The organism is Pseudomonas sp. GW823-FHT02F05, from assembly GCF_058797315.1.
The window spans coordinates 1-24,904 of the sequence record NZ_JBXAJM010000027.1 but is presented as its reverse complement, the minus strand read 5'-3'; the positions used below and the strand labels follow the sequence as shown (position 1 = coordinate 24,904).

The 24,904-nt window shown below is 60.2% G+C and carries 22 protein-coding genes and 1 pseudogene; 14 read left to right on the top strand and 9 right to left on the bottom strand.

What is annotated here, in order from left to right; genetic code table 11:
* Positions 1–12: 12 nt before the first annotated feature.
* Positions 13–2,154 carry a catalase HPII gene (gene katE, locus AC1RAC_RS25315; protein ID WP_186527005.1) on the top strand — a complete coding sequence of 714 codons (2,142 nt, stop codon included), beginning with the start codon at positions 13–15 and terminating at the stop codon, positions 2,152–2,154.
* An 86-nt stretch (positions 2,155–2,240) separates the two neighbouring features.
* Here katE and AC1RAC_RS25310 read toward each other — a convergent pair whose 3' ends face one another.
* Genes AC1RAC_RS25310 through zur form a run of 4 tightly spaced genes read right to left on the bottom strand, consistent with a single transcriptional unit; the run spans position 2,241 to position 5,031 of the window.
* Complete coding sequence (locus AC1RAC_RS25310; protein ID WP_014716334.1) at positions 2,241–2,960, bottom strand: PA5502 family lipoprotein; 720 nt, start codon at positions 2,958–2,960, stop codon at positions 2,241–2,243.
* 37 nt (positions 2,961–2,997) lie between these two features.
* Positions 2,998–3,786: a zinc ABC transporter permease subunit ZnuB gene (gene znuB, locus AC1RAC_RS25305; protein WP_034129232.1), complete on the bottom strand. Its 789-nt coding sequence runs from the start codon at positions 3,784–3,786 to the stop codon at positions 2,998–3,000.
* Positions 3,779–4,549, bottom strand: a complete 771-nt coding sequence (gene znuC / locus AC1RAC_RS25300; RefSeq protein ID WP_072435321.1) for a zinc ABC transporter ATP-binding protein ZnuC — start codon at positions 4,547–4,549, stop codon at positions 3,779–3,781. The genes znuB and znuC overlap by 8 nt, the downstream gene beginning before the upstream one ends.
* Positions 4,549–5,031: a zinc uptake transcriptional repressor Zur gene (zur, locus tag AC1RAC_RS25295; RefSeq protein WP_014716336.1), complete on the bottom strand. Its 483-nt coding sequence runs from the start codon at positions 5,029–5,031 to the stop codon at positions 4,549–4,551. Before zur ends, znuC begins: the two co-directional genes overlap by 1 nt.
* Positions 5,032–5,089: 58 nt before the next feature.
* Here zur and AC1RAC_RS25290 point away from each other — a divergent pair, with 58 nt between their 5' ends.
* On the top strand, positions 5,090–6,019 hold the full coding sequence (locus AC1RAC_RS25290) for a zinc ABC transporter substrate-binding protein (RefSeq protein WP_127880425.1): 930 nt from the start codon (positions 5,090–5,092) through the stop codon (positions 6,017–6,019).
* Positions 6,020–6,126: 107 nt separating this feature from the next.
* On the opposite strand, the gene AC1RAC_RS25285 is transcribed toward AC1RAC_RS25290, so the two are convergent.
* Entirely contained in the window at positions 6,127–7,080 is a 954-nt protein-coding gene (locus AC1RAC_RS25285; protein ID WP_492617083.1) for a homoserine kinase, read from the bottom strand.
* 56 nt (positions 7,081–7,136) lie between these two features.
* Positions 7,137–7,427, bottom strand: a complete 291-nt coding sequence (locus tag AC1RAC_RS25280; protein WP_016978788.1) for a DUF2782 domain-containing protein — start codon at positions 7,425–7,427, stop codon at positions 7,137–7,139.
* Between the two features lie 74 nt (positions 7,428–7,501).
* Between AC1RAC_RS25280 and polA the strand changes: the two genes are divergently transcribed.
* The gene (gene polA / locus AC1RAC_RS25275) at positions 7,502–10,297 is read left to right on the top strand and encodes a DNA polymerase I (protein ID WP_054920911.1); all 2,796 of its coding nucleotides are present in this window, start codon (positions 7,502–7,504) and stop codon (positions 10,295–10,297) included.
* A gap of 271 nt (positions 10,298–10,568) precedes the next feature.
* Here polA and yihA read toward each other — a convergent pair whose 3' ends face one another.
* On the bottom strand, positions 10,569–11,210 hold the full coding sequence (gene yihA, locus AC1RAC_RS25270; protein WP_003187369.1) for a ribosome biogenesis GTP-binding protein YihA/YsxC: 642 nt from the start codon (positions 11,208–11,210) through the stop codon (positions 10,569–10,571).
* A gap of 192 nt (positions 11,211–11,402) precedes the next feature.
* Here yihA and AC1RAC_RS25265 point away from each other — a divergent pair.
* The 6 genes and pseudogenes from AC1RAC_RS25265 (at position 11,403) to AC1RAC_RS25240 (ending at position 16,882) form a co-directional block, all read left to right on the top strand.
* Positions 11,403–11,610: pseudogene (locus tag AC1RAC_RS25265) on the top strand (cytochrome).
* Between the two features lie 33 nt (positions 11,611–11,643).
* Positions 11,644–12,270 carry a c-type cytochrome gene (locus AC1RAC_RS25260; protein ID WP_014716340.1) on the top strand — a complete coding sequence of 209 codons (627 nt, stop codon included), beginning with the start codon at positions 11,644–11,646 and terminating at the stop codon, positions 12,268–12,270.
* A gap of 167 nt (positions 12,271–12,437) precedes the next feature.
* The gene (gene dsbA / locus AC1RAC_RS25255; RefSeq protein WP_003187375.1) at positions 12,438–13,073 is read left to right on the top strand and encodes a thiol:disulfide interchange protein DsbA; all 636 of its coding nucleotides are present in this window, start codon (positions 12,438–12,440) and stop codon (positions 13,071–13,073) included.
* A 10-nt stretch (positions 13,074–13,083) separates the two neighbouring features.
* Positions 13,084–13,962: an endonuclease/exonuclease/phosphatase family protein gene (locus tag AC1RAC_RS25250; RefSeq protein ID WP_003187377.1), complete on the top strand. Its 879-nt coding sequence runs from the start codon at positions 13,084–13,086 to the stop codon at positions 13,960–13,962.
* Positions 13,959–16,016: a GGDEF domain-containing protein gene (locus AC1RAC_RS25245; RefSeq protein ID WP_492617082.1), complete on the top strand. Its 2,058-nt coding sequence runs from the start codon at positions 13,959–13,961 to the stop codon at positions 16,014–16,016. Before AC1RAC_RS25250 ends, AC1RAC_RS25245 begins: the two co-directional genes overlap by 4 nt.
* A gap of 89 nt (positions 16,017–16,105) precedes the next feature.
* The gene (locus AC1RAC_RS25240; RefSeq protein WP_054897230.1) at positions 16,106–16,882 is read left to right on the top strand and encodes an N-acetylmuramoyl-L-alanine amidase; all 777 of its coding nucleotides are present in this window, start codon (positions 16,106–16,108) and stop codon (positions 16,880–16,882) included.
* A gap of 32 nt (positions 16,883–16,914) precedes the next feature.
* Here the strand turns inward: AC1RAC_RS25240 and AC1RAC_RS25235 are convergent, their stop codons facing one another.
* Both AC1RAC_RS25235 and algB read right to left on the bottom strand, forming a co-directional pair.
* Positions 16,915–18,702 (bottom strand): ATP-binding protein, encoded by a 1,788-nt coding sequence (locus tag AC1RAC_RS25235; protein ID WP_054897229.1) that lies wholly within the window; start codon positions 18,700–18,702, stop codon positions 16,915–16,917.
* A 10-nt stretch (positions 18,703–18,712) separates the two neighbouring features.
* Positions 18,713–20,059: a sigma-54-dependent response regulator transcription factor AlgB gene (gene algB / locus AC1RAC_RS25230; protein WP_034129241.1), complete on the bottom strand. Its 1,347-nt coding sequence runs from the start codon at positions 20,057–20,059 to the stop codon at positions 18,713–18,715.
* Between the two features lie 389 nt (positions 20,060–20,448).
* Between algB and AC1RAC_RS25225 the strand changes: the two genes are divergently transcribed.
* The 5 genes from AC1RAC_RS25225 (at position 20,449) to AC1RAC_RS25205 (ending at position 24,816) form a co-directional block, all read left to right on the top strand.
* Positions 20,449–20,733 (top strand): hypothetical protein, encoded by a 285-nt coding sequence (locus AC1RAC_RS25225; protein WP_020301400.1) that lies wholly within the window; start codon positions 20,449–20,451, stop codon positions 20,731–20,733.
* 77 nt (positions 20,734–20,810) lie between these two features.
* The gene (locus AC1RAC_RS25220; protein ID WP_003187386.1) at positions 20,811–20,975 is read left to right on the top strand and encodes a DUF1328 domain-containing protein; all 165 of its coding nucleotides are present in this window, start codon (positions 20,811–20,813) and stop codon (positions 20,973–20,975) included.
* 2 nt (positions 20,976–20,977) lie between these two features.
* On the top strand, positions 20,978–21,445 hold the full coding sequence (locus AC1RAC_RS25215) for an inhibitor of vertebrate lysozyme family protein (RefSeq protein WP_034129242.1): 468 nt from the start codon (positions 20,978–20,980) through the stop codon (positions 21,443–21,445).
* A gap of 712 nt (positions 21,446–22,157) precedes the next feature.
* Positions 22,158–23,489: a glutamate/aspartate:proton symporter GltP gene (gltP, locus tag AC1RAC_RS25210; RefSeq protein ID WP_003187390.1), complete on the top strand. Its 1,332-nt coding sequence runs from the start codon at positions 22,158–22,160 to the stop codon at positions 23,487–23,489.
* A gap of 97 nt (positions 23,490–23,586) precedes the next feature.
* Positions 23,587–24,816 carry a nucleoside recognition domain-containing protein gene (locus tag AC1RAC_RS25205; protein WP_492617081.1) on the top strand — a complete coding sequence of 410 codons (1,230 nt, stop codon included), beginning with the start codon at positions 23,587–23,589 and terminating at the stop codon, positions 24,814–24,816.
* Positions 24,817–24,904: the final 88 nt, after the last annotated feature.

Sequence of the window (24,904 nt, the reverse complement as noted above, 5' to 3'; positions counted from 1 at the left end):
GAGTTTTGACTGATGAGTACCAAGAAGCCAGCCACCCCGCCGAAGAGTGAACTCGCGGGCACTGATACCCTGGACCGTGGCAACACCAACGCCAAGCTGCAGGCGTTGGAAGAATTCCGTTCCGACGCGACCGGCCAGGCCCTGCGCACCAACCAGGGCGTGAAGATTTCCGACAACCAAAACAGCCTGAAAGTCGGCGCCCGCGGCCCTTCGCTGCTGGAAGACTTCATCATGCGTGAAAAGATCACGCACTTTGACCATGAGCGTATCCCCGAGCGCATCGTGCATGCCCGTGGTACGGGGGCCCATGGCTATTTCCAGAGTTACGGCGACCATTCGGCGCTGACCAAGGCAGGTTTCCTGCGCACGCCTGAGCATAAAACCCCGGTGTTCGCACGTTTTTCCACGGTGCAGGGCCCGCGTGGTTCCGGCGACACCGTGCGTGACGTGCGCGGTTTTGCCGTGAAGTTCTTCACCGACGAAGGCAACTTCGACCTGGTGGGCAACAACATGCCGGTGTTCTTCATCCAGGATGCGATCAAATTTCCTGACTTCGTCCACGCGGTGAAACCCGAGCCTCATAACGAGATTCCTACCGGCGGTTCGGCCCACGATACGTTCTGGGACTTTGTTTCGCTGCAACCGGAATCCGCGCACATGGTGATCTGGGCCATGTCCGACCGCGCCATTCCAAAAAGCCTGCGCGCCATGCAGGGCTTTGGGGTACACACCTTCCGTTTGATCAATACCGAAGGTAAGTCCAGCTTCGTGAAGTTCCACTGGCGTCCAACAGTCGGCACCTGCTCGCTGGTATGGGATGAGGCGCAAAAGCTGGCCGGTAAAGATACGGACTACCACCGTCGTGACCTGTGGGAAGCGATTGAAAGCGGCGATTACCCCGAGTGGGAGCTGGGCGTACAGATCGTGGCCGAAGAAGACGAGCACACGTTTGATTTCGACTTGCTCGACCCGACCAAGATCATTCCAGAAGAACTGGTACCGATCACGCCGCTGGGCAAAATGGTGCTCAACCGTAACCCGGACAACTTCTTCGCTGAAGTCGAGCAGGTTGCGTTCTGCCCGGGCCACATCGTGCCGGGCATCGACTTCACCAACGACCCATTGCTGCAGGGCCGTCTGTTTTCCTACACCGATACCCAGATCAGCCGACTGGGCGGGCCGAACTTTCATGAGATTCCAATCAACCGGCCTGTCGTGCCTTTCCATAACGGCCAGCGCGACGCTCAGCATCGCACCGTGATTGATAAGGGTCGTGCGTCCTACGAGCCAAACTCTATTGATGGTGGTTGGCCGAAAGAAACCCCTGCTGGTCCTACCGATGGTGGCTTTGAGTCCTACTACGAGCGCGTCGATGCCAACAAAGTGCGTGAGCGCAGCGAATCCTTCGGTGACCATTTCTCCCAGGCGACGCTGTTCTACAACAGCATGAGCCACCACGAGAAAGAGCACATTATCGCGGCCTACAGTTTTGAGCTGGGCAAGGTGGAGCGCGAGTTCATCCGTGCGCGCCAGGTCAACGAGATCCTGGCCAATATCGACCTGGAGCTGGCCAAGCGCGTTGCGCAGAACCTGGGCTTGCCGGCGCCGACCAAGGGCACCGTGCCTGCCCGTGAAACGTCGTTGAAAGAATCGCCAGCCTTGAGCCAGGTGAACTTGCTGTCGGGCGATATCAAAACGCGCAAAGTGGCGATTCTGGCAGCCAACGGCGTTGATGGTGCGGCCATTGACGCGTTAAAAGCCGCGCTTGAAGCTGAAGGCGCCCATGCCAAGTTGCTGGGGCCTACTTCGGCGCCGGTGACCACCGCGCAGGGCAAGACGCTGCCGGTCGACGCCTCGATGGAAGGCATGCCGTCCATTGCCTTCGACGCAGTGTTTATCCCGGGTGGCAAAGAGTCCGTGAAGGCGCTGAGCGGTGATGGCGTGGCGTTGCATTACGTACTGGAAGCCTACAAACACCTGAAGGCGATTGCGGTAGCCAGCGATGTGAAGCCGTTGCTGGACCTGCTGAAACTGGAGGAGGATGCGGGGTTGATCGTGGGCGCGGATGCCAAGGCGTTCAAGGCCTTCTTTGCGGCGATTGCCCAGCATCGAGTGTGGGCGCGTGAGCCGAAATCCAAGGCGATTCCGGCTTAACTTATCGGTTGTTTGTTAGATCGTCATCGCAGGCAAGCCAGCTCCCACACTGTTCAAATGTGCGAGCTGGCTTGCCTGCGATGCTTTTAATCCGCCTTGCGCGGAATCAGCACAACCTGCGCCGGAATATGTTTCAGGATTTGCCGGTGAATTTTCAGGTCATACCCCGAATCAATTCGCTTCACCCGCTTGGTCAATAACGTGGCCAGCCACGGGTAATCCTGGGTGCGTGGCACCTGGATGCTGACGTCGCACTGGTAATTCACCACATCGGTGGCGATGGCGTCCAACTGATGGCGCATGTCTTCAACATCCGCAAGGTTCAGCGCCACGGTGGTGCTCGGCGCTGCCGGGTCGATGACCTTGGCGGCAGGCTTGGCCTCAGCGGCTTTCAACGCAGCTTCTGCCTGGTCCAATTCGGCTTTGCGCGCATGGCTGATGGCGCTGTTGACGCCACCGGTCAGCGCAGGGGCCTTGGGCATCAAAGCGCGGGCACGGCTCAGGGCCGTGGCGGCCGCGTTGACGTCGCCTTTTTGCAGCACGATCTGGCTGCGCTGCAGGTAGGCTTCGGCCAATTGACGCTGGTAGGCCTCAAGTGCCGGGTCGTTGGGCGATTGGGCCTGCAATGCAGCCAGTTGGTCTTCGGCGGTGGCCAATTCGCTGCTGGCCAGGTTTTGTTCCAGCTGCGCGATGGCCGCAGCCCGCGGATCCGGAGCCTGGGGGGCAGCGGGCGGCGTACTTTGGCAGGCGCCCAGCAGCAGTGAAAATGCGGCAAGGAGCAGATAACGGGAGGTGAACGGCTTCATTCCTGCGACTCTCTATTTGCGCAAAAAGCGAGCAAGTCTACACCCCTCGACGGGGCAGGACAAAACTCAGCAGAAACAGGGCGGCCGCCGTAACCACAATCGACGGCCCGGCCGGTGTGTCCTTGAACCAGGACAGCGCCAGGCCACCACACACTGCAAGCATCCCCAGGAGGCTGGCGCCAATTGCCATCTGCTCCGGAGAGCGAGCGTGGCGCTGGGCAGCGGCGGCTGGAATGATCAGCAGCGACGTGATCAACAATACGCCGACAATCTTCATCGCGACAGCAATCACCACGGCGATGAGCAACATCAAGGCCATACGCAGGCCTGCGACGGGCAAGCCTTCTACCTTGGCCAGTTCTTCATGCACGGTGATCGCCAGCAACGGGCGCCACAGGGCCACCAGCAACACCAGCACCGCAGCGCTGCCGCCGAGGATCCAGGCCAGGTCGGTCGGGCTGATCGCCAGCAGGTCACCGAACAGGTAGGCCATCAGGTCGATGCGCACTTCATGCATGAAGCTCAGCACCACCAGGCCCAGGGACAAGGTGCTGGGTGCGAGGATGCCCAGCAGGGTGTCGGAGGCCAGTGGCTGGCGTTGCTGCAGGGTCACCAGCAGCACGGCCAGCAGCAGGCAGCCGACGGTCACGGCGATGGCCGGGCTTACATCCAGCAGAAAGCCCATGGCCACGCCCAGCAAGGCGGCATGGGACAAGGTGTCGCCGAAATAGGCCATGCGTCGCCAGACCACGAACGAGCCCAATGGGCCCGCCACCAGTGCCAAAGCCAAGCCTGCCAGCAGGGCGTAGAGCAGAAAATCAGCCATGCTTGCAGCTATCTCCATGAACGTGGGGGGTATCGACGACGGCGCCATGCAGGTCATGGGCGTGGTCATGGTGGTGATGGTAGATCGCCAGGCTCTGGGCGTTCTTGCCGAACAGCTCCACGAACGCCGGGTCGCCACTGACCTGTTCCGGGTGGCCGGAGCAGCACACGTGGCGGTTGAGACAGACCACTTGGTCGGTGGTGCTCATGACCAGGTGCAAGTCGTGGGAGACCATCAGTACGCCGCAACCATGGCGGTCGCGCAGGCGGGTGATCAGGCTGTACAGCTCGGCCTGGCCGGCGACATCGACACCTTGCACGGGTTCATCGAGTACCAGCAGCTCGGGCTCGCGCAGCAAGGCGCGGGCCAGCAGCACGCGCTGCATTTCGCCGCCGGAAATACTTTGCACCGGGTTGTCGATGACGTGTTCGGCGCCGACTTCCTTAAGCGCAGCCTGGGCGCGGGTGCGGTCTACGCCAGGCACCAGGCGCAGGAAGCGCAATACGGAGAGCGGCAATGTCGGGTCCACATGCAGCTTTTGCGGCATATAGCCCACGCGCAGCTTGGGCTTGCGCCAAACCGTGCCGCTGTGGGGCTTGAGCAGCCCGAGTACGGCGCGCACCAAGGTGGTCTTGCCAGCGCCGTTGGGGCCGATCAGGGTGACGATTTGCCCCGGTTCCACGCTCAGTGCGATGTTCTCCAGCACGTTTTGCCCGGCGAACGTGACCCCGACCTGCTCCAGGCGGATTAACGCATTGCTCATCAAACCCCCTGGCAGCCTGCGCACAGGCCGACCACTTCGACCGTTTGCCCTTCGACCTTGAAGCCGACGTCGGCAGAGCTTTTGATAATGGCGTCGCTGATGCTTTTTTGTTCAAGCTCAATGGCGGCGTGGCACTCGCGGCAGATCAGGAACTGGCCCTGATGCGCGTGCTCCGGGTGGTTGCAACCGACAAAGGCGTTAAGCGAGGCGATACGGTGCACCAGGCCGTTTTCCAGCAGGAAATCCAACGCACGGTAAACGGTGGGCGGCGCGGCGCGGCGGCCGTCCTGCTCGCTGAGGACGCCGAGAATGTCGTACGCGCCCAAAGGCTTGTGGCTCTGCCACACCAGCTCCAGCACCCGGCGACGCAAGGCGGTCAGGCGCAAGCCTTTCTTTGCGCACAGGGTGTCGGCCTCTGACAATGCGGTGTGCACGCAGTGAGAGTGGTCGTGGGGACGGCTGGCAAGCGGTGTTTTAGGCATGAGCGGCGACAGATATTTGATAGAGACGTTATTATGTTACCCGTTCCTACGCCATCGAGTGGTCATCGTGTCCCGACTTTTTCCCGTTTTTGTCGTATTTGTCACCAGTTTGTTCGTTGCCGGTGCCGCTCAGGCCGAGGTCAAGGTGCTGACAAGCATCAAGCCGTTGCAGCTGATTGCAGCTGCCGTGCAGGACGGCGTGGCCGTTCCAGAGGTGTTGCTGCCGCCGGGGGCGTCGCCGCACAACTTCGCTTTGCGCCCATCCGACGTACGGCGTGTGCAGTCGGTGGACCTGCTGTACTGGATTGGGCCAGACATGGAAACGTTTTTGCCGCGTGTGCTCAAAGGCCGTACGGCGCCAACGGTGGCCGTGCAGGACCTGCCAGGCATGAAACTGCGCGTCTTCGGCGAAGATAGCCACTCTCATGCCGATGAAGCCGACGAACATGATCACGATCACCGCCCAGGCAGTGTGGATGCGCACCTGTGGCTGTCCACGGTCAATGCACGTGTGATCGCCGCTCGGATGGCGGCCGATCTGAGCGTTGCCGACCCAGCCAATGCCGAGCGTTATCAGAGCAATGCGAAGGCCTTCGAAGAACGCCTGAACGCGCTGGATGCGCGCCTGAAGCAGCGTTTGGTGGGCGTTGATGGCAAACCTTATTTCGTGTTCCACGAAGCCTTTGATTACTTCGAAGAGGCGTACGGTTTGAAGCATGCTGGCGTGTTCAGCGTGGCCGCCGAAGTGCAGCCGGGCGCGCAGCACGTAGCGGCGATGCGTGCGCGTTTGCAGGAAGTGGGCAAGACTTGCGTGTTCAGCGAGCCGCCGTTGCGACCTCGCTTGGCCGAAACCCTGGTGGCCGGGTTGCCGGTGAAGTTGGCGGAATTGGATGCGTTGGGTGGCTATACGCCAGCTACCGCGCAGGGTTATGAGCAGGTACTGGAAAAGCTCGGCAATGACCTGGCCGGTTGCCTGGAGTCGCTCTAACACGCAACATAAAACCCCTGTGGGAGTGGGCTTGCCCGCGATAGCGCAGTGTCAGTCGATACTGCTATTGCAGGCAAGCCAGCTCCCACATTGGCCGAGTCGGTCTTTTAAAGTGCGAACGGCAGGTGGACCTTGACCTGTTGACGCTGCGCCAAGCGGTGCTCGAACTCAGCCGGGTCATGAATCAACACATCCTGCCCTGCAAATGATTCGGCCGCGATCAGCCGGGACAGCCAGAACCGTACGCACGCCACGCGCAGCATGGTCGGCCATAGCTCGGCTTCCTTCGCGGTAAACGCCCGTAGCCCCGCGTAAGCGCCCAGCAGCGCCCGGGCACGGTGACCGTCAATCACGCCATCGGCATCCGAGCACCAATCATTCAAGGCGATTGCCACGTCGTAGAGCATCGGCCCCGAACAGGCGTTGTAGAAGTCGATCAGGCCTGTCAGGTGCGTGCCTTCAAACATCGCGTTATCGCGAAACAGATCGGCGTGCACATTCGCCCGCGGCAGGCCGAGGATGTCGGCCTTGTGGGCGTCTATCTCGGCCAGCGCATCGCGCAACAGGCGTTGCTGGGCCTCGTTGAGGTGCGAAATGAGTTGCGCGCCCTCGCAGAGCATCCAATCCAGGCCGCGGTCGGTCTTGCGTTCAAGTACCTTTTCGCCCTGGGTGGCCAAGTGCAGGTGGCCGAGCAGTTCGCCAACCTGGGTGCAATGCTGTGCATTGGCCTCCTTGATGTGCTTGCCCGCCAGGCGCGGTTGCAGCAAGGCCGGTTTGCCCTTGAGTTCGCGCAAAGCGATGCCGTCGGTGGTACGCAGGGCGTACGGCACAGGCAGGTCGGCGTCGTGGAGCACGTCGAGCAGTTCGATGAAGAACGGCATTTCTGCCACCGGGCCACGCTCAACCAGGGTCAGGACGAACTCGCCCTGCTCCAGGCTGATAAAGAAATTGGTGTTTTCGCTGCCGGCGGCAATCCCCTGGAAATCAAGCAGGCGGCCGAGCCCATAAGGGGCGAGAAAGGTTTCCAGCTCAGGCCGAGCCAGGGGGGTGAACACAGACATGGTTAAAACTGCCGTTACGGGCGCTGCGGTGGGCAGCGCCGGTTAAAATTAAGAAATCATTTCCATTCGAAGATCTTCCATGACGGGATCAGCATATCTGGCTGGTCAGAGCGGATGAAGTTCGCGTCGGTGCCGTCCGCACGTACCAGAAAGTACGGTGGTGCACCCTTCGGGGTGACCTTGATCGCGTACAGAAAGCCGTTTTGGCGGTATTCCTGGATGGTTTTGTCGCCTTCCGTGCGAATGGTAACTTCCGGATCACCTCCAGGGGCACTGTCTGCCGCCATGGCAGCCATCGGAGCGAGTGCAATCAAACCGGTCAACAGCAGGCGATTGAATGTACGCATGATAACCTTGTCCCTTTGTTTTCATTGGTCCGGCTATTCTAGCGCCTGACCCGCCGAAAAGGTTGATCCTGCTCATGAGCCAAGCGCCCCTCGTCCTGGTGGACGGTTCTTCTTATCTGTACCGCGCCTTCCACGCGCTGCCACCGCTGACCACCTCCAAAGGCCTGCCCACCGGTGCGGTCAAGGGCGTGTTGAACATGCTCAAAAGCCTGCGCAAGCAGTACCCGGACAGCCCATTTGCCGTGGTTTTCGACGCCAAGGGTGGGACGTTTCGCGATGAGATGTACGCCGAATACAAAGCCAACCGCCCGAGCATGCCCGATGACATGCGCCTGCAGATCGAGCCGCTGCATCAAAGCGTGATCGCTCTTGGCTTCCCGTTGCTGTGCGTCGAGGGCGTTGAGGCCGATGACGTGATCGGCACTCTGGCCCGCAGCAGCGCGGCCGCCAGCCGCCCGGTGGTGATCTCGACCGGTGACAAAGACATGGCGCAGTTGGTGGACGGCCACATTACCCTGGTCAACACCATGACCGGTAGCTCGATGGACATCGAGGGCGTTAAGGAGAAATTCGGCGTCGCTCCGGAGCAGATCATCGACTATCTGGCGTTGATGGGGGATTCGTCCGACAACATTCCCGGGGTTCCGGGCATTGGCCCCAAGACCGCCTCCGGCTTGCTGGTGGGAGTCAATGGCGGCCTCAAAGAGCTTTATGAGCAGCTGGATATTGTGCCGACCCTGCCTATCCGTGGGGCCAAGACCCTGCCGGCCAAGCTGGAGGAGCACAAGGAGATGGCATTCCTGTCCTATCAGTTGGCGACGATCAAGATCGATGTGCCGCTGGATATCGGGTTGGATGATTTGCACCTGATCGAACCGGATCGCGAAAAGCTGCTGGAGCTGTACACGCTGCTTGAGTTCAAGAGCTGGTATGACGAGATTCAGCGCGATGCCAAGCGTGTCGAGCTCAAATCGGCGAGCGAGGTTGCGCCGGCCGCCGAAATGCCGGTCGAGGCTGTTATATCAGTACCGGTAGAGGCGGTTTACACCACTATTCTGGACCAGGCTACCTTCGACGTGTGGCTGAAAAAACTCCACGATGCGCCGTTGTTTGCTTTCGACACCGAAACCACCGGCATCGACGCCCAGCAGGCGCAATTGGTCGGGGTCTCGTTTGCTGTGCAGCCCCATGAAGCCGCCTACATCCCGCTGACCCATTCCTATATCGGCGCGCCGGATCAATTGGACCGCGACACCGTTCTGCTGGCCCTGAAACCGCTGCTGGAAGACCCGACCAAACTCAAGGTGGGCCAGCACGCCAAGTTCGACATGAACATCCTGGCCAACTGCGCCATTGGTGGCGACCCTGCCCAGGGCATTACCGTGCGCGGCATCGCCTTCGACACCATGCTCGAATCCTACGTGCTCAATTCCACCGCGACGCGGCACGATATGGACAGTCTGGCGAAGAAGTACCTGGACCACGACACGGTCAGTTTCCAGGACATCGCCGGCAAAGGGGCCAAGCAACTCACGTTCGATCAGATCGCCCTTGAGCAAGCCGGCCCCTATGCGGCCGAAGATGCCGACGTGACCTTGCGCCTGCATCAGCACTTGTACGCGCAACTGGCGGCGATCCCGAGCCTGGCCAGTGTGCTGACGGACATCGAGATCCCGCTGGTGCCGGTGCTGGCACGCATCGAGCGCCAGGGCGCACTGGTAGACAAGGACCTGCTCGGCATTCAGAGCATCGAGCTGGGTAACAAGATGGTCGAGCTGGAGCGCCAGGCGTACGAGATCGCCGGTGAAGAATTCAACCTGGGCTCGCCCAAGCAGCTCGGGGCGATCCTGTACGAGAAGCTCGGCATGCCGGTGCTGAAAAAAACCGGCAAGGGCCAGGCATCCACCGCTGAGGAAGTGTTGGCCAAACTGGCCGAAGATGATTTTCCGTTGCCCAAGGTACTGATGCAGTACCGCAGCATGAGCAAGCTCAAAAGTACCTATACCGACCGCCTGCCGGAACAGATCAACCCGCGTACCGGGCGTATTCATACGTCTTACCACCAGGCCGTCGCGGCGACCGGGCGCTTGTCCTCCAGCGATCCGAACCTGCAGAACATCCCGGTGCGCACCGCCGAGGGGCGGCGCATTCGCCAGGCGTTTGTCGCGCCCAAGGGCTACAAACTGCTGGCGGCGGACTATTCGCAGATCGAGCTGCGGATCATGGCGCATTTGTCCAAGGACGAAGGCCTGATGAACGCCTTCCGCAATGACCTGGACGTGCACACGGCCACGGCGGCCGAAGTGTTCAAGGTCGAGTTGAATGAGGTCACGTCCAACCAGCGCCGCAGCGCCAAGGCGATCAACTTTGGCCTGATTTACGGCATGGGCGCCCAGAAGCTGGGCAAGGACATCGGCGTCGATACCAAGACCGCCAAGGCTTACATCGATGTGTACTTCGCTCGCTATCCAGGGGTGCGCGAATATATGGAGCGAACCCGCGCCCAGGCGGCGGATCAGGGGTACGTCGAAACCTTCTTCGGGCGGCGCCTGTACTTGCCGGATATCAACTCCAACAAGCCCCAGGAGCGCGCGGCGGCCGAGCGCACAGCGATCAACGCGCCGATGCAGGGTACGGCGGCGGACATCATCAAGAAAGCCATGGTGCAGGTGGATAACTGGCTGACCGAGTCGGGCCTGGATGCCAAGGTCATCCTTCAAGTGCACGACGAATTGGTGCTGGAGGTGCGTGAAGACCTGGTCGCGCAGGTCAGCGAGAAGATTCGCGAGCATATGAGCGCGGCGGCTCAGTTGGACGTGCCTTTGGTGGTGGACGTAGGCGTAGGCGATAACTGGGACGAGGCGCACTGATTCCGCGGCTTTGCCATCACCGTTAGTGGTGGCGAAGCGGTTTAGATCGGAAACCGTCGTCAGTTATTTCCAATAGTTTTTTGAGCCTGTCGGAACTTAACCTGTGAACTGCCACTCAGAGTTACTGAATGGGTGGTGAAGCCCTTCAATGCTCCTATGTTGTGTTAAGTGTTGGCAGATAATTCCAGACCCCGCCCTAGCGGTCCGGAACTTGAACCCCGAACTTCCCCTCCCCAAAAGAAGTCCGGGGTTTTTTTTGCCCGTAGAAAAGTTACTCGGCGATTTCTGCGCCCTTGTCCGCCAATTCCATCCAGCCGGCCAGTACGGTGTAGGCCTCTTCAAGGCCCATGCGCTTGGGGGCGGAGAACAGCTGAATCGTGATGGTATCGCCCCAGCCCTTACGGATTTCGGACTGCACTTTGAGCAGGGTGTTCTTGGCTGCGCCGTAGGTGAGCTTGTCGGCCTTGGTCAGCAAAATGTGCATCGGCATGCCGCTGGCGACAGCCCAGTCGAGCATCAGCAAGTCGAAGTCGGTCATTGGATGGCGGATGTCCATCATCAGGATCAAACCCTTCAAACTCTCGCGACCGCCCAGGTAAGCCTCAAGGTGACGCTGCCAGTGCAGCTTCAGCGGGATAGGTACTTTTGCATAACCGTAGCCCGGCAGGTCGACCAGACGCCGATCATCGTCTAGCTTGAAGAAATTGAGTAGTTGCGTGCGGCCCGGGGTTTTCGAGGTGCGCGCCAGGCTGGCGTGAGTCAGGGTGTTCAGTGCGCTGGATTTACCGGCGTTGGAACGGCCGGCAAAGGCGACTTCAAAGCCCTCGTCATCGGGGCATTGGTCCACTTTGGCGGCGCTGAGCATGAAGGTGGACTGTTGGCACAGGCCGAGGATGGGGTTCTTGAGTTGCATGAGATTTCCGATGTGGGCGGTGCCGAGAAAGGGTGCGGCAAGCGGTGTCGTTTCCGTTTCAGTAGCGCCAGTATATAATGCCGCAGATTTTGTGTGTGCTTTGTCCCAGCGAAGGATGAGGTTCACGGGAGCGAAAGACCTTTATTGCGCATTAGAACGCAAAACGCTCTCAAACCCTGAATAGGTCGATGTATGGACCGACGGTTGCTCGCTTCTGCTGCCCTGATTCCGCTTTACGGCGCTCAGGCTACACAGGATCAACCGAGTTTGCATGGTCAGGCTGAAGCAGTGCGTGACCCAGGGTTTCAAGGCAATGCCGCCGCGTGGTTTGTGCATGGACTGCAGTACTGAGGATTACCAGGCCGTCATTGATTTGATGGTGAGTAAACCCGGTAGATAACTCTTAAACCCTTAGCCGTAGTTGGATTAGCTGATGAACAAACTGATCGTGAGTCTGCTGTTGACCTTGGGCATCACAGGCGCTGCCGTCGCTGCAGAGGGCCCCGTCAAAGGTGATGCCACTGCCGGTCAAGCGAAGGCCGCCGTGTGTGGTGCCTGCCACGGGCCGGATGGTAACAGCCCGGCGCCGAACTTCCCCAAACTGGCCGGCCAGGGTGAACGCTACCTGAGCAAGCAGATGCACGACATCAAGGACGGCAAGCGCACGGTGCTGGAAATGACCGGCCTGCTGACCAATCTCAACGATCAGGACCTGGCGGACCTCGCGGCGTATTTTGCCAGCCAGAAGGGTAGCGTGGGAGCTGCCGATCCTAAATTGGTCGCCCGCGGAGAGCAGTTGTTCCGTGGCGGTAACCTGGAAAAAGGCTTGCCCGCCTGCACCGGTTGCCACTCGCCCAATGGCGCAGGCAACGCTGCCGCAGGCTTCCCGCACCTGAGCGGCCAGCATGCCACCTACATCGCCAAACAGTTGACCGACTTCCGCAAAGAAGAAGCCGGCCGGGCCAACGATGGGGACGCCATGACCATGCGCACCATCGCTCGCAAGCTGAGCGACGAAGACATCGCAGCCCTCTCCAGTTATATCCAGGGCCTGCACTGACGGGGCTGGGCGTTAACGCTCGATTAATCCCGCGATGCAAGCATAAAAAGGGTGGCTCAGGCCGCCCTTTTTTGTGGCCGCTGCCGTTACACTAACGAACTCATGTCCGCGTAGACCTGTCACAACAAAGGTCGCGTGAGGCGACTTTATTTGTCCAGGAGTAAAGCATGCGTAATCTGATCCTCAGCGCCGCTCTCGTCACTGCCAGCCTCTTCGGCATGACCGCTCAAGCTGCCGATGTGCCGCTTGAAGCCGGTAAAACCTATGTTGAACTGGCTAACCCGGTTCCGGTTGCGGTACCCGGCAAGATCGAGGTGGTGGAGCTGTTCTGGTACGGCTGCCCGCATTGCTACGCCTTCGAGCCGACTATCAACCCATGGGCTGAAAAGCTGCCCAAGGATGTTAACTTCCGTCGCATTCCTGCCATGTTCGGTGGCCCATGGGACGCCCACGGCCAACTGTTCCTGACGCTGGAAGCCATGGGTGTTGAGCACAAGGTCCACAACGCTGTCTTCGAAGCGATCCAGAAACAAGGCAAGCGCCTGACCAAACCGGACGAAATGGCTGACTTCGTTGCTACTCAAGGTGTCGACAAGGACAAGTTCCTCGCGACCTTTAACTCCTTCGCTATCCAGGGCCAAATCAAACAGGCCAAGGAACTCGCGCAGAAGTACGGCGTGCAAGGCGTTCCAACTCTGATCGTCAACGGCAAATACCGTTTCGACCTGGGCAGCACCGGTGGTCCTGAAGCGACCCTGAACGTTGCCGACCAACTGATTGCCAAAGAACGCGCTGCCAAGTAAGGGGCTCGCCATGCGCCGCTGGGGTACCGAGCGTGTCGTTGGCCTGCATGAACCGCAGGTCAACGAGCATCACCTGGAGTCCACAGGCCTGCCGGCAGACAGCCGCTTGCGCCTGCTCAGCTTCAATATCCAGGTGGGCAACAGTACCGAGAAGTATCGGCACTACCTCACGCGTGGCTGGCAGCACCTGCTGCCCCACAAGGGGCGTACCGGTAACCTGCAGAAAATCGGCGACCTGCTCAGCGACTTCGACTTGGTCGCCCTGCAGGAAGCCGACGGCGGCAGCCTGCGCTCCGGCTATATCAACCAGGTGGAACACCTGGCTCAGCTGGGCGCCTTCCCGTACTGGTATCAGCAACTCAACCGCAACCTGGGGCGCCTGGCGCAGCACAGCAATGGCGTACTCAGCCGCCTCAAACCCACGGCTATTGAAGATCATCCCTTGCCAGGCCCCAAAGGGCGCGGGGCGATCCTTGTGCGTTTTGGCGAAGGCCCGGAAGCCTTGGTGGTGGTGATGATGCACCTGGCCCTCGGGGGGCGTACGCGCAACCTGCAACTGGCCTACGTGCGTGAATTGATTGGTAACTACAAGCACCAGGTGCTCATGGGTGACATGAACACCCATGCCAACGACCTGCTGCAGAATTCTCCGCTGCGCGACCTGGGGTTACTGGCCCCGCAAGTCGAAGCCACGTTTCCCAGCTGGCGCCCGCAGCGCTGTCTTGACCATATCCTGCTCAGCCCAAGCCTCACACTGGAAAGTGTGCAGGTGCTAGCGCAGCCCATTTCCGATCACCTGCCGGTCGCGGTAGAGATTCGTCTGCCGGGTTCGCTCACGGCTGATGCATTACCCGCGTTGAGCCCAGGCCCTCGCGGACCCCTTGCATGAGCGACGACGCCCAGCGCTGGAAAGAGAAATACCTCCAGAGCATCGAGCAACAAGACAAACTCGAACGCCGCTGGGCTGCCCGCCTCGATTTGCTGCGCCGCGGGCTGGTGCGCAGCACGCTGGCCGCTGAAGGCACCGACCGCGCCGTCGATCAATGCATGAAGGAAATGCGCGATGTCGTGCGCACGGACGACATGGACGCTGCCCTCGCCGCTTTACTGCCACGCCTGGAAAAGGCCGTGCTGGATTCGGAGCAGCGCCGCGAAACCCGTGTCGACCAGATCAGCACCGCGCTCACCGCCTTGGTCACCCAGTTGCAAAAGCTGCCGTTGCCCCGCGAGGTGGCTCGCCCGCTGAAAACCTTCGCCAAGCAACTCGATGGTCGCGTGGCACAAGCGCGGGAGATACCCCTGCTACTCAGTGAGCTGAGCAGCCTGCAGGGGCAGGCGCTGAATAATCTGGAGCCTGAAGGCGATACCGCACGCCCAGGCCCGGGCCTGTTGCAACGCCTGTTCGGTAGTAAGGAGGCCGCCAGTGAAGCATTGCCGGTTGACGCTGAGCCACTGCCGGCAATGCAATTGGCAGCGCCAAAGCCTGCAGCGCCCAAACCCGCACCCGAACCGGAAGAACCTGCGCAATCGGAAGAGCTGACCCAAGCCTTGCGTGCCTTTGCACCGCTGTCACCCACACCCGTGGCCTTGAAGGCTGCGCCTGTTGCCGCGGCCGAAGGGCAAGAGGTCGCCAGAGAAACGCCGGTATTCGACGCTCCAGAGCTGCCGTCGATTGCGCCTGCGCAATTACCGGAGCCCGACGTGCAGGCGCCACCGGTTGCGGAGCCTGCTCACGAAAGCGCACTCGCTGCCTTTATCGAACCGCCGCCGGCTCCAGTCGAAACGCCGGATGAGACCACCATCGGCAGCCTGTCGCTGCCCCCCGTGCTGGAAAGCCCCGAGCCTGACGAGCTGCAACCGGACGGCACCTACGCCCTGCCCGATTCGCCTGAACCGTCCTACAGCTCGGTGGCCAAGCACATTGAAGGCACTTTGCTCGGCCTGCTGGAAGACCTTTCCCTGCCCGAACGTCACCAGCCCCAGGCCGAGGCGATGCGTGAGCGTCTCGCCCATGGTTTGAATTGGTACGAACTGCTGCCGATCCTGGATGACCTGGCCGTGCTGATGCTGGCGGTCACCGACAGTGGCCAGCATGAGTTCGAGGCTTATCTCAAGCAGCTCAACGAGCGTCTCGAGGCATTCCAAGGGCATTTGCAGGTCGCCAGCGACGGCCACGCCGACAGCAGCCTGGCCGCGCGGGAGTTGGACACACAGATTCGCGAGCAGGTGGACGGCCTGCAAAGCAGCGTGCAGGACGCCGCCGACCTGGACAGCCTCAAGCAGGTGCTCGAAAGCCACCTTGAAGGCTTGCTCGGCACCATGGACGAACACCAGCAACAGCGTGACCTGCGCGAACAGGAAGTGGCCGCACGCCTCAAAGGCCTGGCTGAACGCGTGGCCCATATGGAGCTGGAGGCCCAGGGCTACCGCGAGCACCTGGAGGTGCAGCGCCAGAAGGCCTTGATCGATCCGCTCACCGGCCTGCCCAACCGTGCGGCGTGGAGCGAACGCCTCGATTACGAGGTCAACGCCTGGCATCAGCGTGGTAACAGCCTGTCGCTGGCCATGCTCGACCTGGACCACTTCAAGCGCATCAACGACGGCTACGGTCACCTGGCAGGGGACAAGGTCTTGAAGATTATCGCCAACGTGCTGAGCAAACGCCTGCGGCCGACTGACTTCATCGCGCGGTTTGGTGGTGAAGAGTTTGTGCTGCTCATGCCCGACTCAGCCCTGGCGGATGCCCTGGCCGTAGGTGAAGTATTGCGTGAGGCCATTGCAGCGTGCCCGTTCCACTTCAAGGGCGAGCCGGTAACGATCACGGTGTCCATGGGCGTGGCGCAGTTTCAACCCGGCGAGCGCAGTGACCTGGCGCTCAAGCGTGCCGACGAGGCACTCTACAGGGCAAAGGCTGCGGGGCGTAATCAGGTGCAGGCGGCATAAAAGATGTTCCATTTTGTGATTTGACCGCCTAGCCATGAACCTTACGTTACACTGTTGCATTATCGTCTTTCAGTGTAATGCCTCTCGCCATGAAATCCTTGTATATCGCTTTAGCGTTTCTTCTGCTTGCCGGCTGCGCCAGCGGCCCGCGCCTGAACACCAGCCATCCCTCGGTCAACCACGACAACCGCGTGCAGTTCGTTGTGGTGCATTACACCTCGACCAACCTTGAACGTTCCCTGGCGCTGTTGACCCATGGCCAGGTCAGCAGCCATTACCTGATCGGCGACGACGCCTCCGGCACCATCTACAAGCTGGTGGATGAAAGCCAGCGCGCCTGGCACGCCGGGCAAAGCGAGTGGATGGGGCGCACCTGGCTCAATTCCAGCTCCATCGGCATCGAGATCGTCAACCCAGGGTTCAGTGATACGCCGACGGGGCGTGTGTGGTACCCGTATTCCGAAGCGCAGGTGCAGTCGCTGATCGTGCTGCTCAAGGACATCAGCAAGCGCAATGGCATCGACCCCAAGAACATCATCGGGCACAGCGACATTGCCCCACTGCGTAAGCTGGACCCAGGCCCGTTGTTCCCTTGGAAACGCTTGGCGGCAGAAGGTCTGGCCGTGTGGCCGGATGCCCAGGCAGTGGCCCGGTTCCAGGTGCAGTACGCCGCGCAGTTGCCGAGCATTACCTGGTTCCAGGAAGAGCTGGCGCGCCTGGGCTACCAGACGCCGCAGACCGGTGAGCTGGATGTGGCCACAAGGCACGTCATCGCTGCGTTCCAGATGCGCTTTCGCCCGTCATTGTTTGACGGCACCCCAGACGCTGAAAGCGCCGCGATCCTGAAGGCCTTGAATCACCGCTGATGGTGTACAGGTAGGAGCGAGCAAGCTCGCTCCTACAGGGGCAATGCCATATAGAACTGCGTACCCTGCCCTGGCCGCGAGTACACACCCATGCGGCCGCCGTGCAATTGCACGATTTCCTTGCACAGTGCCAAGCCCAGGCCCGCACCGCCCTTCTTGCGGCCCACCTGTACAAAGGGTTCGAAGATCCGCCCTTGCTGGCCGTAGGCAATGCCTTCGCCGTTGTCCTCGACGCTGATAATCACCCGCTCGCCATGCCGTCGTGCCTGCAGGCGAATCTGCCCGCCTTCGGCGGTGTGGCGCAGGGCATTGCCCAACAGGTTGTCGAGCACCCGCTCCAGTTGCACTTGGTCGGCATACAGCCTTGGCAACTCAGGTTGAGCTTCTACCAGCAACTCAATGTGCTGGGCGTTCGCAGGCTCAGCAAACCGAGCCCGTGCGTGCTCCAGCAAGTCGGTGACATCGCACGTGCCCAGGGTGAGTTTCTGCAGGCCGTTCTGGTAGCGCGAAAAGTTGAGCAGGTCGTTGATCAACTGCATCAGGCGCTGCATTTCTTCATTCACCGTATCCAGCAGGTCCGCCTCGCGGGAGTCCGGTGGGAACTTGGCCCGCTCTCGGAACAAGCCGAAGGCCATGTGCATGCCGGTAACCGGCGTGCGCAGCTCATGGGAGGCGCGCAATACGAACTCGCTGCGCACCCGTTCGAAGGCGCGCTGTTCAGTCACATCATGCAGCACCATCACGGCCCCGAGAATGTGCCCCTGTGTATGGCTAACCGGGGTCAGGCTGTAGGTCAGCAGGCGCAACTCACCCTCGACTTCCACCTCCAGATCGTCCGGGGCCCGCTCCAGGTTGCCGCCGCGCAGCACCAGTTGCAGCTGTTCATCCATTTCCGCACGACCCATGGCTTCGCCAAGGCCTTGACCCAGCCGCTCCTCATCCCAGCCCAATTGGCGCTGCGCTACAGGGTTGAGGTGCTCCAGGCAGCCTTGGCGATCAATCATCAACAGGCCGTCATCGATACTGTCGAGCACCGCTTGCAGGCGCTGTTGGCCGGCCAGCAGCTCATCGATGTTAGTGGCCTGATGTTGGCGCAACGCTTCGGCCATGATGCCGAAACGGCGGGTCAGCAGGTTCATTTCCGCTGCGGAGGAGATCGGCAGCGTGACTTCAAAGTCGCCCTGCCCGATCTTGTCGGCGGCCTTGGCCAGGGCCTCGATGGGACCACCGAAACGCCGGGCGATGCCATGGGCCGTGACGAAACCGATGATCAGCACCGCGAGCCCTACCAGCCCGAGCAGGCCCGCTATCAACAGGGCGCGCTCACGGGATTTATGCTCACTGGTACTGATATTTTCCAGGGCCCGCTTGTGGTCGGCGATCAAGCCGTTGCGCAGTATGTTGAAGGTCTCGGTGAGCTTTTCCTTGCTGCCCGCAGGCGGTGATGTCTGCTGGGATTGGTCAAACGCCTTGAGCAGATTCTGGTAATCCGAGCGTGCCTGGCTGAAACCATGGTTTTTGCCGTCGACCTGCTCATGGGCGATGCCCTGATCCAACAGATCGAAATAATGCTGCTTGGAGGCTTGCAGGGCGTCTGGGTCGGGACGCTTCTCCAGCATCATGATCAACTGGTCGCCCAGGCTCTGACGCAATTTGAGCCCCAGGTCCAGGGTGATGAAATTACTGCGGATCAGCGATTCCTGGGTCTTGGCCATTTGCATGACGCTGACCAAGCCCAGGACCAACCCCAGCAAAGCCACGGTAATCAAGGCTGAGATGCTCAGGAATAACCGGGTGCGCAGTTTCATCGCGAGCTTCATAAGGTCCTGTTCAAAGGTTGTACTGCTTGCGTTTGCGGTACAGCGTCGACGCATCGATGCCGAGTGTGCGGGCCGCTTGGTCCAGTGTGTCGCTGGTCGCAAGTACGGCGCCGATATGGGCTTTCTCCAGCTCGTCAAGGCTCAAAGCCGACCCGATACGCGGTGCATTGTTGGCCGGTTGCTCAGCCATCCCCAGGTGGCTGATCTCAACCTTCTCCTGGGGGCAGATGATGCTGGCGCGTTCCACTACGTTGCGCAGTTCACGAATATTGCCGGGCCAGCGGTAGTTCAGTAGCGCTTCGCGGGCATTATCGCTGAAGCCGCGCGCCGGGCGTGCGTATTCCTTGACGAAGCGGGCAAGGAAGCGGTCAGCCAGGGTCAGGATGTCTTCACTGCGTTCGCGCAGCGGGGGCAGGTGCAAGGTGATGACATTCAGGCGGTAGAGCAAGTCTTCACGGAAACGGCCATCGCGCACCATGTCTTCCAGGTTCAGGTTGGTGGCTGCGAGGATGCGCACGTCAGCGCGGCGGGTGACTGGGTCGCCCACGCGCTCATACTCTTTGTCTTGGATAAACCTCAGCAACTTGGGTTGCAACGTGAGCGGGAAATCGCCGATCTCGTCGAGAAACAGCGTACCGCCGTCCGCCTGATTCACTCGGCCCAGGGTGCTTTCACTGGCGCCGGTGAATGCGCCGCGGCTATGGCCGAACAGTTCGCTTTCCATCAGTTCGGCGGTCAGTGACGGGCAGTTGATGGTCACGCAGGACTTCTTCGAGCGTTTGCTCCATCCGTGTATCGCCCGGGCCAACTCACCTTTACCGGTGCCGGACTCGCCGAGAATCAAGATATTGGCGTCCGTCCCGGCCACCTGCCGCGCGGTTTCCAGCACCACCATCATTGCCGGGCTATGGGAGTCCAGGCCGTCTTTGGGCTGGCGCACCTCGCCTTCCAGCGCTTCCAGCCGCGCAGAGAGCTGACGCACCTCCAGCTGTTTGGCCGTGGCCAGGCGCAGTTGGTCGGGGCTGCAAGGCTTGACCAGGTAGTCGGCGGCGCCAGCCTGGATGGCGTCCACGGCGGTATCCACGGCCGAATGGGCGGTCACAATCACCACGCGCATCCACGGAGCCTGCACGCGCATCTGGGCCAGCACGTCCAGGCCATTGTCCTCGCCCAGGCGCAGGTCGAGGAAGCACAGGTCGAACACCTGACGCTGCATCAGGGCATCGGCCTGGGCGGCGCTGTTCGCGGTGGCGACGGTGTAGCCCTCATCTTCCAGGCAATAGCGGAAGGTGCGCAGGATCGCGGATTCGTCATCCACTAAAAGAATGCGGCCTTGAAGTTCCTTGGCTGAATCCATCTGTCCCGCACTCCTTAACTATAAATGTGATGGTGTTTAGTCCCGGAATAATCGGGCAAGTTGCATGGTTTATTCTGATTCATAAAAGGCTTCTTCGTGCAGCTATCTGCGCGCCTTCCTACAGACGACGTCTGAAGGCATTTTCCCTTCCTTTCACCCTTCGATCCTTCGATGTGTGCGCTGGGTGTCTGGTTCCGACCCCCGACCATCGTGCATTTCGCACGGCCTGCAAGGAGGCATCGTGCAGGATGCTAGGCGACGAATCTATCGAGCAAGTGTAAATGCTTGATTTTATTGTGTTTTATTTTGCAATAAAGCTGGCATGCACTCTGCAATATCTCCCCCAAGAGCGTCATGAACGAATAATCAGAATGCGGGAGTAATGCAGCATGACTCGCCAAAGCCTCAGCCAATTGCGTGTATCGCCGCTGCGCTTGCAGCAGGGCCTGTTCGCCAGCCTGGCCTTGATGGTCACGTTGATTGCCGGCCAGCAGTTGCAGCATTGGCAGGAGCGTGCGCAGCCAGCCCCGCAATTTGAACGTCCTGTCATGACCCAGACCCATTTTCGTTCCATTGGCAGCGCCAGCGCCGATGTGACTGCCCCGCAATTGAGCCTGGTAGACCAGGGTTCCACTCTGGACGAACTGCCGGCCCATGACCGTTGGGTGTTCTAGGTAAAAAATGTCGCTCGTGTTGAGCGGCTGCACGGTATCACCGCTGTTACCCCTATAGAAGCATAAGGAGAATCACCATGTTGAGTTGGGCAATCACATTTCTGATCATCGCCATTGTGGCCGCAGTCCTGGGCTTCGGTGGTATCGCTGGCACCGCCACCGGCATCGCCAAGATCCTGTTTGTGGTCTTCCTGGTGATGTTTATCGCTTCGTTCTTCTTTGGTCGCAAAGGCCGAGGTTGAATATGGTCAGCCTGCCTTTTAAAGCCCTTGCTGCCGCCCTGCTGTTGGGCGGCAGCGGCCTGGCCATGGCCGCCAACGACGGCCAGTCCCGGGCTAACGAATTGCTCAGCGCGGATCCGCAGTACCGTGAAACCTGGCAAGACGTGGTGAAGAAAGAGGAACGCCTGCCCGAATGGGTGATGAACCTGTCGGGCACGGCCGAGCAAATGAATGCCGTTGAGGAAGATGGCGACAAGTACTTGGTCGGGCCGCTTTGCGAAACCGCAGACACCTGCCTGAACAAGCGCCTGATCGTTGCCTTCAGCCTCGACAAGGAAGATGCCTACGCCATGTTGGTGGAAGTCCCGGCGGGTTTGCCAGCGGACAAGTCCCCGACCCGGCACGCCGATTACCGTTTCCTCGGTAAGCCGGACGAGGGTATGCAAAAGCTGCTGATGGAACAGCTCAAGAAAGATCCGAATTGGTACTAGGTTCCGTCTGACGGAGCCGGCGTCCATAGAAGGAAGCCCTTGTGCTTCTTTCTGTTTGCATCGCTCCTTGAGTGATGCATGACCAGGGGGCCGGGTTGCTCTGATCGATCAGGATCGGCGTGACCTACGGGTACAGGGAGTACCTGCGCAAGGGCCGGGTCAGGCGAAAAGCTGCGACGCAAGTTCACAAGACCTCAAGCTTGCTGAACTTGCGGCGGGCTTACGACTCTCATTCCCGCGTTTCATGCCGCCTATAGCCGCAGTTTTGTTTTTTGCGTCTGGCCAACCATTACCGGGTATGTCGGCGTGACCATCTATCGAGAATTTTTCAATCGCGCTATAGGATCTTTCCGATCCTAGGTAATGGATTTCTCAGACATTTCTGCCAGCCAATCGAAATCGTCCAGTATCTCTGCGCGAGCCTGATTTGGCTGCTTAACGGCATATTCACCCGCTCGAATGGCGGATACGAACTGACCGTTTGGACAAATATTTTCAAAAAAAGCCATGCCGATTCGGCATAGGGTAGGCGTTTACGGCATTAGACGTCGCTCCCTTGCATGGGAATAGTTGCGCCTTTTTTCGCCTGCCAGTAAGCCATTTCGGCCACGCTGCGGTGACCTTCCATGGAGGCAGATGCACACACTTTTTCGCTTTCGAGCGTTGCAGCTGGCGCATTTGCCGTAAGTCCACTTGAAGCAAGGGTAATGACATGAAGAAGGCAAAGCTAAGCCTCGCCTGGCAGATCCTCATCGGTTTGGTACTGGGCATTGCAATCGGTGCCGTGCTCAACCATTTCAGTGCTGAAAAGGCCTGGTGGATCAGCAATGTGTTGCAGCCGGCGGGCGATATCTTTATCCGCCTGATCAAGATGATCGTGATCCCGATTGTGATTTCTTCGCTGATCGTCGGCATTGCCGGTGTAGGCGACGCGAAAAAGCTCGGTCGTATCGGCGTCAAAACCATCCTCTACTTCGAAATCGTCACCACCATCGCCATCGTGGTGGGCCTGTTGCTCGCCAACCTGTTCCACCCAGGCGCTGGCATCGACATGAGTACCCTGGGTACCGTCGATATCTCCAAGTACCAGGCGACTGCCGCCGAAGTGCAGCATGAACATGCGTTCATCGAGACCATCCTCAACTTGATCCCCTCGAATATCTTCGCCGCTGTTGCCCGTGGCGAGATGCTGCCGATCATCTTCTTCTCGGTGTTGTTCGGCCTGGGCCTGTCGAGTCTCAAGCCTGAACTGCGCGAACCGCTGGTGACCATGTTCCAGGGCGTGTCCGAGAGCATGTTCAAAGTCACCCACATGATCATGAAGTACGCGCCTATCGGTGTATTCGCGCTGATCGCGGTGACGGTCGCCAACTTCGGCTTCGCCTCGCTGCTGCCGCTGGCCAAGCTGGTGATCCTGGTTTACGTCGCGATCCTGTTCTTCGCCTTCGCGGTCCTGGGTTTGATCGCACGCCTGTTTGGCTTCTCGATCCTCAAGCTGATCCGCATCTTCAAAGATGAGTTGGTATTGGCTTACTCCACCGCCAGCTCCGAAACCGTGCTGCCGCGTGTGATCGAGAAGATGGAAGCCTACGGCGCGCCGAAAGCGATCTGCAGCTTCGTGGTGCCGACCGGCTATTCGTTCAACCTCGACGGTTCGACCCTGTACCAGAGCATCGCGGCCATCTTCATTGCCCAGCTGTATGGCATCGACCTGTCGATCGGCCAGCAACTGATGCTGGTACTGACCCTGATGGTGACCTCCAAAGGTATCGCCGGCGTGCCGGGCGTGTCCTTCGTGGTGTTGTTGGCGACGCTGGGCAGCGTGGGCATCCCACTGGAAGGCTTGGCGTTTATCGCCGGTGTCGACCGTGTGATGGATATGGCGCGTACCGCCCTGAACGTGATCGGCAATGCCTTGGCCGTACTGGTTATCTCCCGTTGGGAAGGCATGTACGACGACGCCAAGGGCGAGCGCTACTGGAATTCCCTGCCGCACTGGCGCAGCAAGGAAGCCCTGCCTACGGCACAAGCCACCCGTAGCTGATTGCAGATTGATCGAAAACAAACCCCGGAGAATTCCGGGGTTTGTCGTTTCTGCCAGCCCCGTTATCATTCGCCCCATCTTTCGGGGGATTTATCTGATGCTCAATGGCCTGTGGCTTGGCTTCTTTGTCGTGGCAATGGTGTCAGCGCTGGCGCAATGGCTGGTGGGCGGTAACGCCGGGATCTTCGCGGCGATGGTCGAAAGCATTTTCGCCATGGCCAAATTATCGGTGGAAGTCATGGTGCTGCTGTTCGGTACCCTGACGTTATGGCTGGGCTTTCTGCGGATCGCCGAAAAAGCCGGGATCGTCGATTGGCTGGCCAAGGCCCTCGGCCCGCTGTTTCGCCGCCTGATGCCGGAAGTGCCCGCCGGGCACCCCGCGATCGGTTTGATCACCCTCAACTTTGCCGCCAACGGCCTGGGCCTGGACAACGCCGCCACGCCCATCGGCCTGAAAGCCATGAAGGCGCTGCAAGAGCTCAACCCCATCCCCAATACGGCGACCAACGCTCAGATCCTGTTCCTGGTGCTCAACGCGTCCTCGCTGACGCTTTTGCCGGTGACCATCTTCATGTACCGCGCCCAGCAAGGCGCTGCGGACCCGACGCTGGTGTTCCTGCCGATCCTGCTGGCCACCAGCGCCTCGACACTGGTGGGCCTGCTGTCGGTGGCGGTGATGCAGCGCCTGCGTTTGTGGGACCCGGTGGTGCTGGCCTATCTGATCCCCGGCGCGCTGGTACTGGGCGGCTTCATGGCGCTGCTGGCGACCCTGTCTGCCACAGCGCTGGCCGGTTTGTCGTCGATCCTGGGCAACCTCACGCTGTTTGGCTTGATCATGCTGTTCCTGGTGATCGGTGCGTTGCGCAAGGTCAAGGTGTACGAGGCCTTTGTCGAAGGCGCCAAGGAAGGCTTCGACGTGGCCAAGAACCTACTGCCCTATCTGGTGGCGATGCTGTGTGCGGTTGGCGTGTTGCGTGCCTCGGGCGCCTTGGAGTTCGGCCTGGAAGGGATTCGCCATGTGGTGGCCTGGACTGGCCTGGATACGCGCTTTGTCGACGCTCTGCCGACCGCAATGGTCAAGCCGTTCTCCGGCAGTGCGGCACGGGCGATGCTGATCGAGACCATGCAGACCCAGGGTGTGGACAGCTTTGCGGCGTTGGTGGCGGCGACGATACAGGGCAGTACTGAAACCACGTTTTATGTGCTGGCCGTGTACTTCGGCTCGGTAGGCATCCAGCGGGCGCGGCATGCGGTGGGATGTGCGTTGTTCGCGGAGTTTGCTGGTGTGGTCGCGGCTATTTTGGTGTGCTACTGGTTCTTCGGTTAAGCATGAGCCGCACCCTGTAGGAGCGAGCTTGCTCGCGAAAAACCTGAGACCGCCTCGGGGAGTCTGATGCCCCGCGTCATCGTTAACG

Coding starts and splice junctions, on each gene's coding strand:
- AC1RAC_RS25260 (WP_014716340.1), top strand. CDS start 11,644: ATGAACAAACTGATCGTGAGTCTGCTGTTGACCTTGGGCATCACAGGC.
- AC1RAC_RS25215 (WP_034129242.1), top strand. CDS start 20,978: ATGGTCAGCCTGCCTTTTAAAGCCCTTGCTGCCGCCCTGCTGTTGGGC.
- AC1RAC_RS25205 (WP_492617081.1), top strand. CDS start 23,587: ATGCTCAATGGCCTGTGGCTTGGCTTCTTTGTCGTGGCAATGGTGTCA.
- katE (WP_186527005.1), top strand. CDS start 13: ATGAGTACCAAGAAGCCAGCCACCCCGCCGAAGAGTGAACTCGCGGGC.
- yihA (WP_003187369.1), bottom strand. CDS start 11,210: ATGCAACTCAAGAACCCCATCCTCGGCCTGTGCCAACAGTCCACCTTC.
- gltP (WP_003187390.1), top strand. CDS start 22,158: ATGAAGAAGGCAAAGCTAAGCCTCGCCTGGCAGATCCTCATCGGTTTG.
- zur (WP_014716336.1), bottom strand. CDS start 5,031: ATGCCTAAAACACCGCTTGCCAGCCGTCCCCACGACCACTCTCACTGC.
- AC1RAC_RS25250 (WP_003187377.1), top strand. CDS start 13,084: ATGCGCCGCTGGGGTACCGAGCGTGTCGTTGGCCTGCATGAACCGCAG.
- polA (WP_054920911.1), top strand. CDS start 7,502: ATGAGCCAAGCGCCCCTCGTCCTGGTGGACGGTTCTTCTTATCTGTAC.
- AC1RAC_RS25310 (WP_014716334.1), bottom strand. CDS start 2,960: ATGAAGCCGTTCACCTCCCGTTATCTGCTCCTTGCCGCATTTTCACTG.
- znuC (WP_072435321.1), bottom strand. CDS start 4,549: ATGAGCAATGCGTTAATCCGCCTGGAGCAGGTCGGGGTCACGTTCGCC.
- AC1RAC_RS25220 (WP_003187386.1), top strand. CDS start 20,811: ATGTTGAGTTGGGCAATCACATTTCTGATCATCGCCATTGTGGCCGCA.
- algB (WP_034129241.1), bottom strand. CDS start 20,059: ATGGATTCAGCCAAGGAACTTCAAGGCCGCATTCTTTTAGTGGATGAC.
- dsbA (WP_003187375.1), top strand. CDS start 12,438: ATGCGTAATCTGATCCTCAGCGCCGCTCTCGTCACTGCCAGCCTCTTC.
- AC1RAC_RS25285 (WP_492617083.1), bottom strand. CDS start 7,080: ATGTCTGTGTTCACCCCCCTGGCTCGGCCTGAGCTGGAAACCTTTCTC.
- znuB (WP_034129232.1), bottom strand. CDS start 3,786: ATGGCTGATTTTCTGCTCTACGCCCTGCTGGCAGGCTTGGCTTTGGCA.
- AC1RAC_RS25280 (WP_016978788.1), bottom strand. CDS start 7,427: ATGCGTACATTCAATCGCCTGCTGTTGACCGGTTTGATTGCACTCGCT.
- AC1RAC_RS25235 (WP_054897229.1), bottom strand. CDS start 18,702: ATGAAGCTCGCGATGAAACTGCGCACCCGGTTATTCCTGAGCATCTCA.
- AC1RAC_RS25240 (WP_054897230.1), top strand. CDS start 16,106: ATGAAATCCTTGTATATCGCTTTAGCGTTTCTTCTGCTTGCCGGCTGC.
- AC1RAC_RS25245 (WP_492617082.1), top strand. CDS start 13,959: ATGAGCGACGACGCCCAGCGCTGGAAAGAGAAATACCTCCAGAGCATC.
- AC1RAC_RS25225 (WP_020301400.1), top strand. CDS start 20,449: ATGACTCGCCAAAGCCTCAGCCAATTGCGTGTATCGCCGCTGCGCTTG.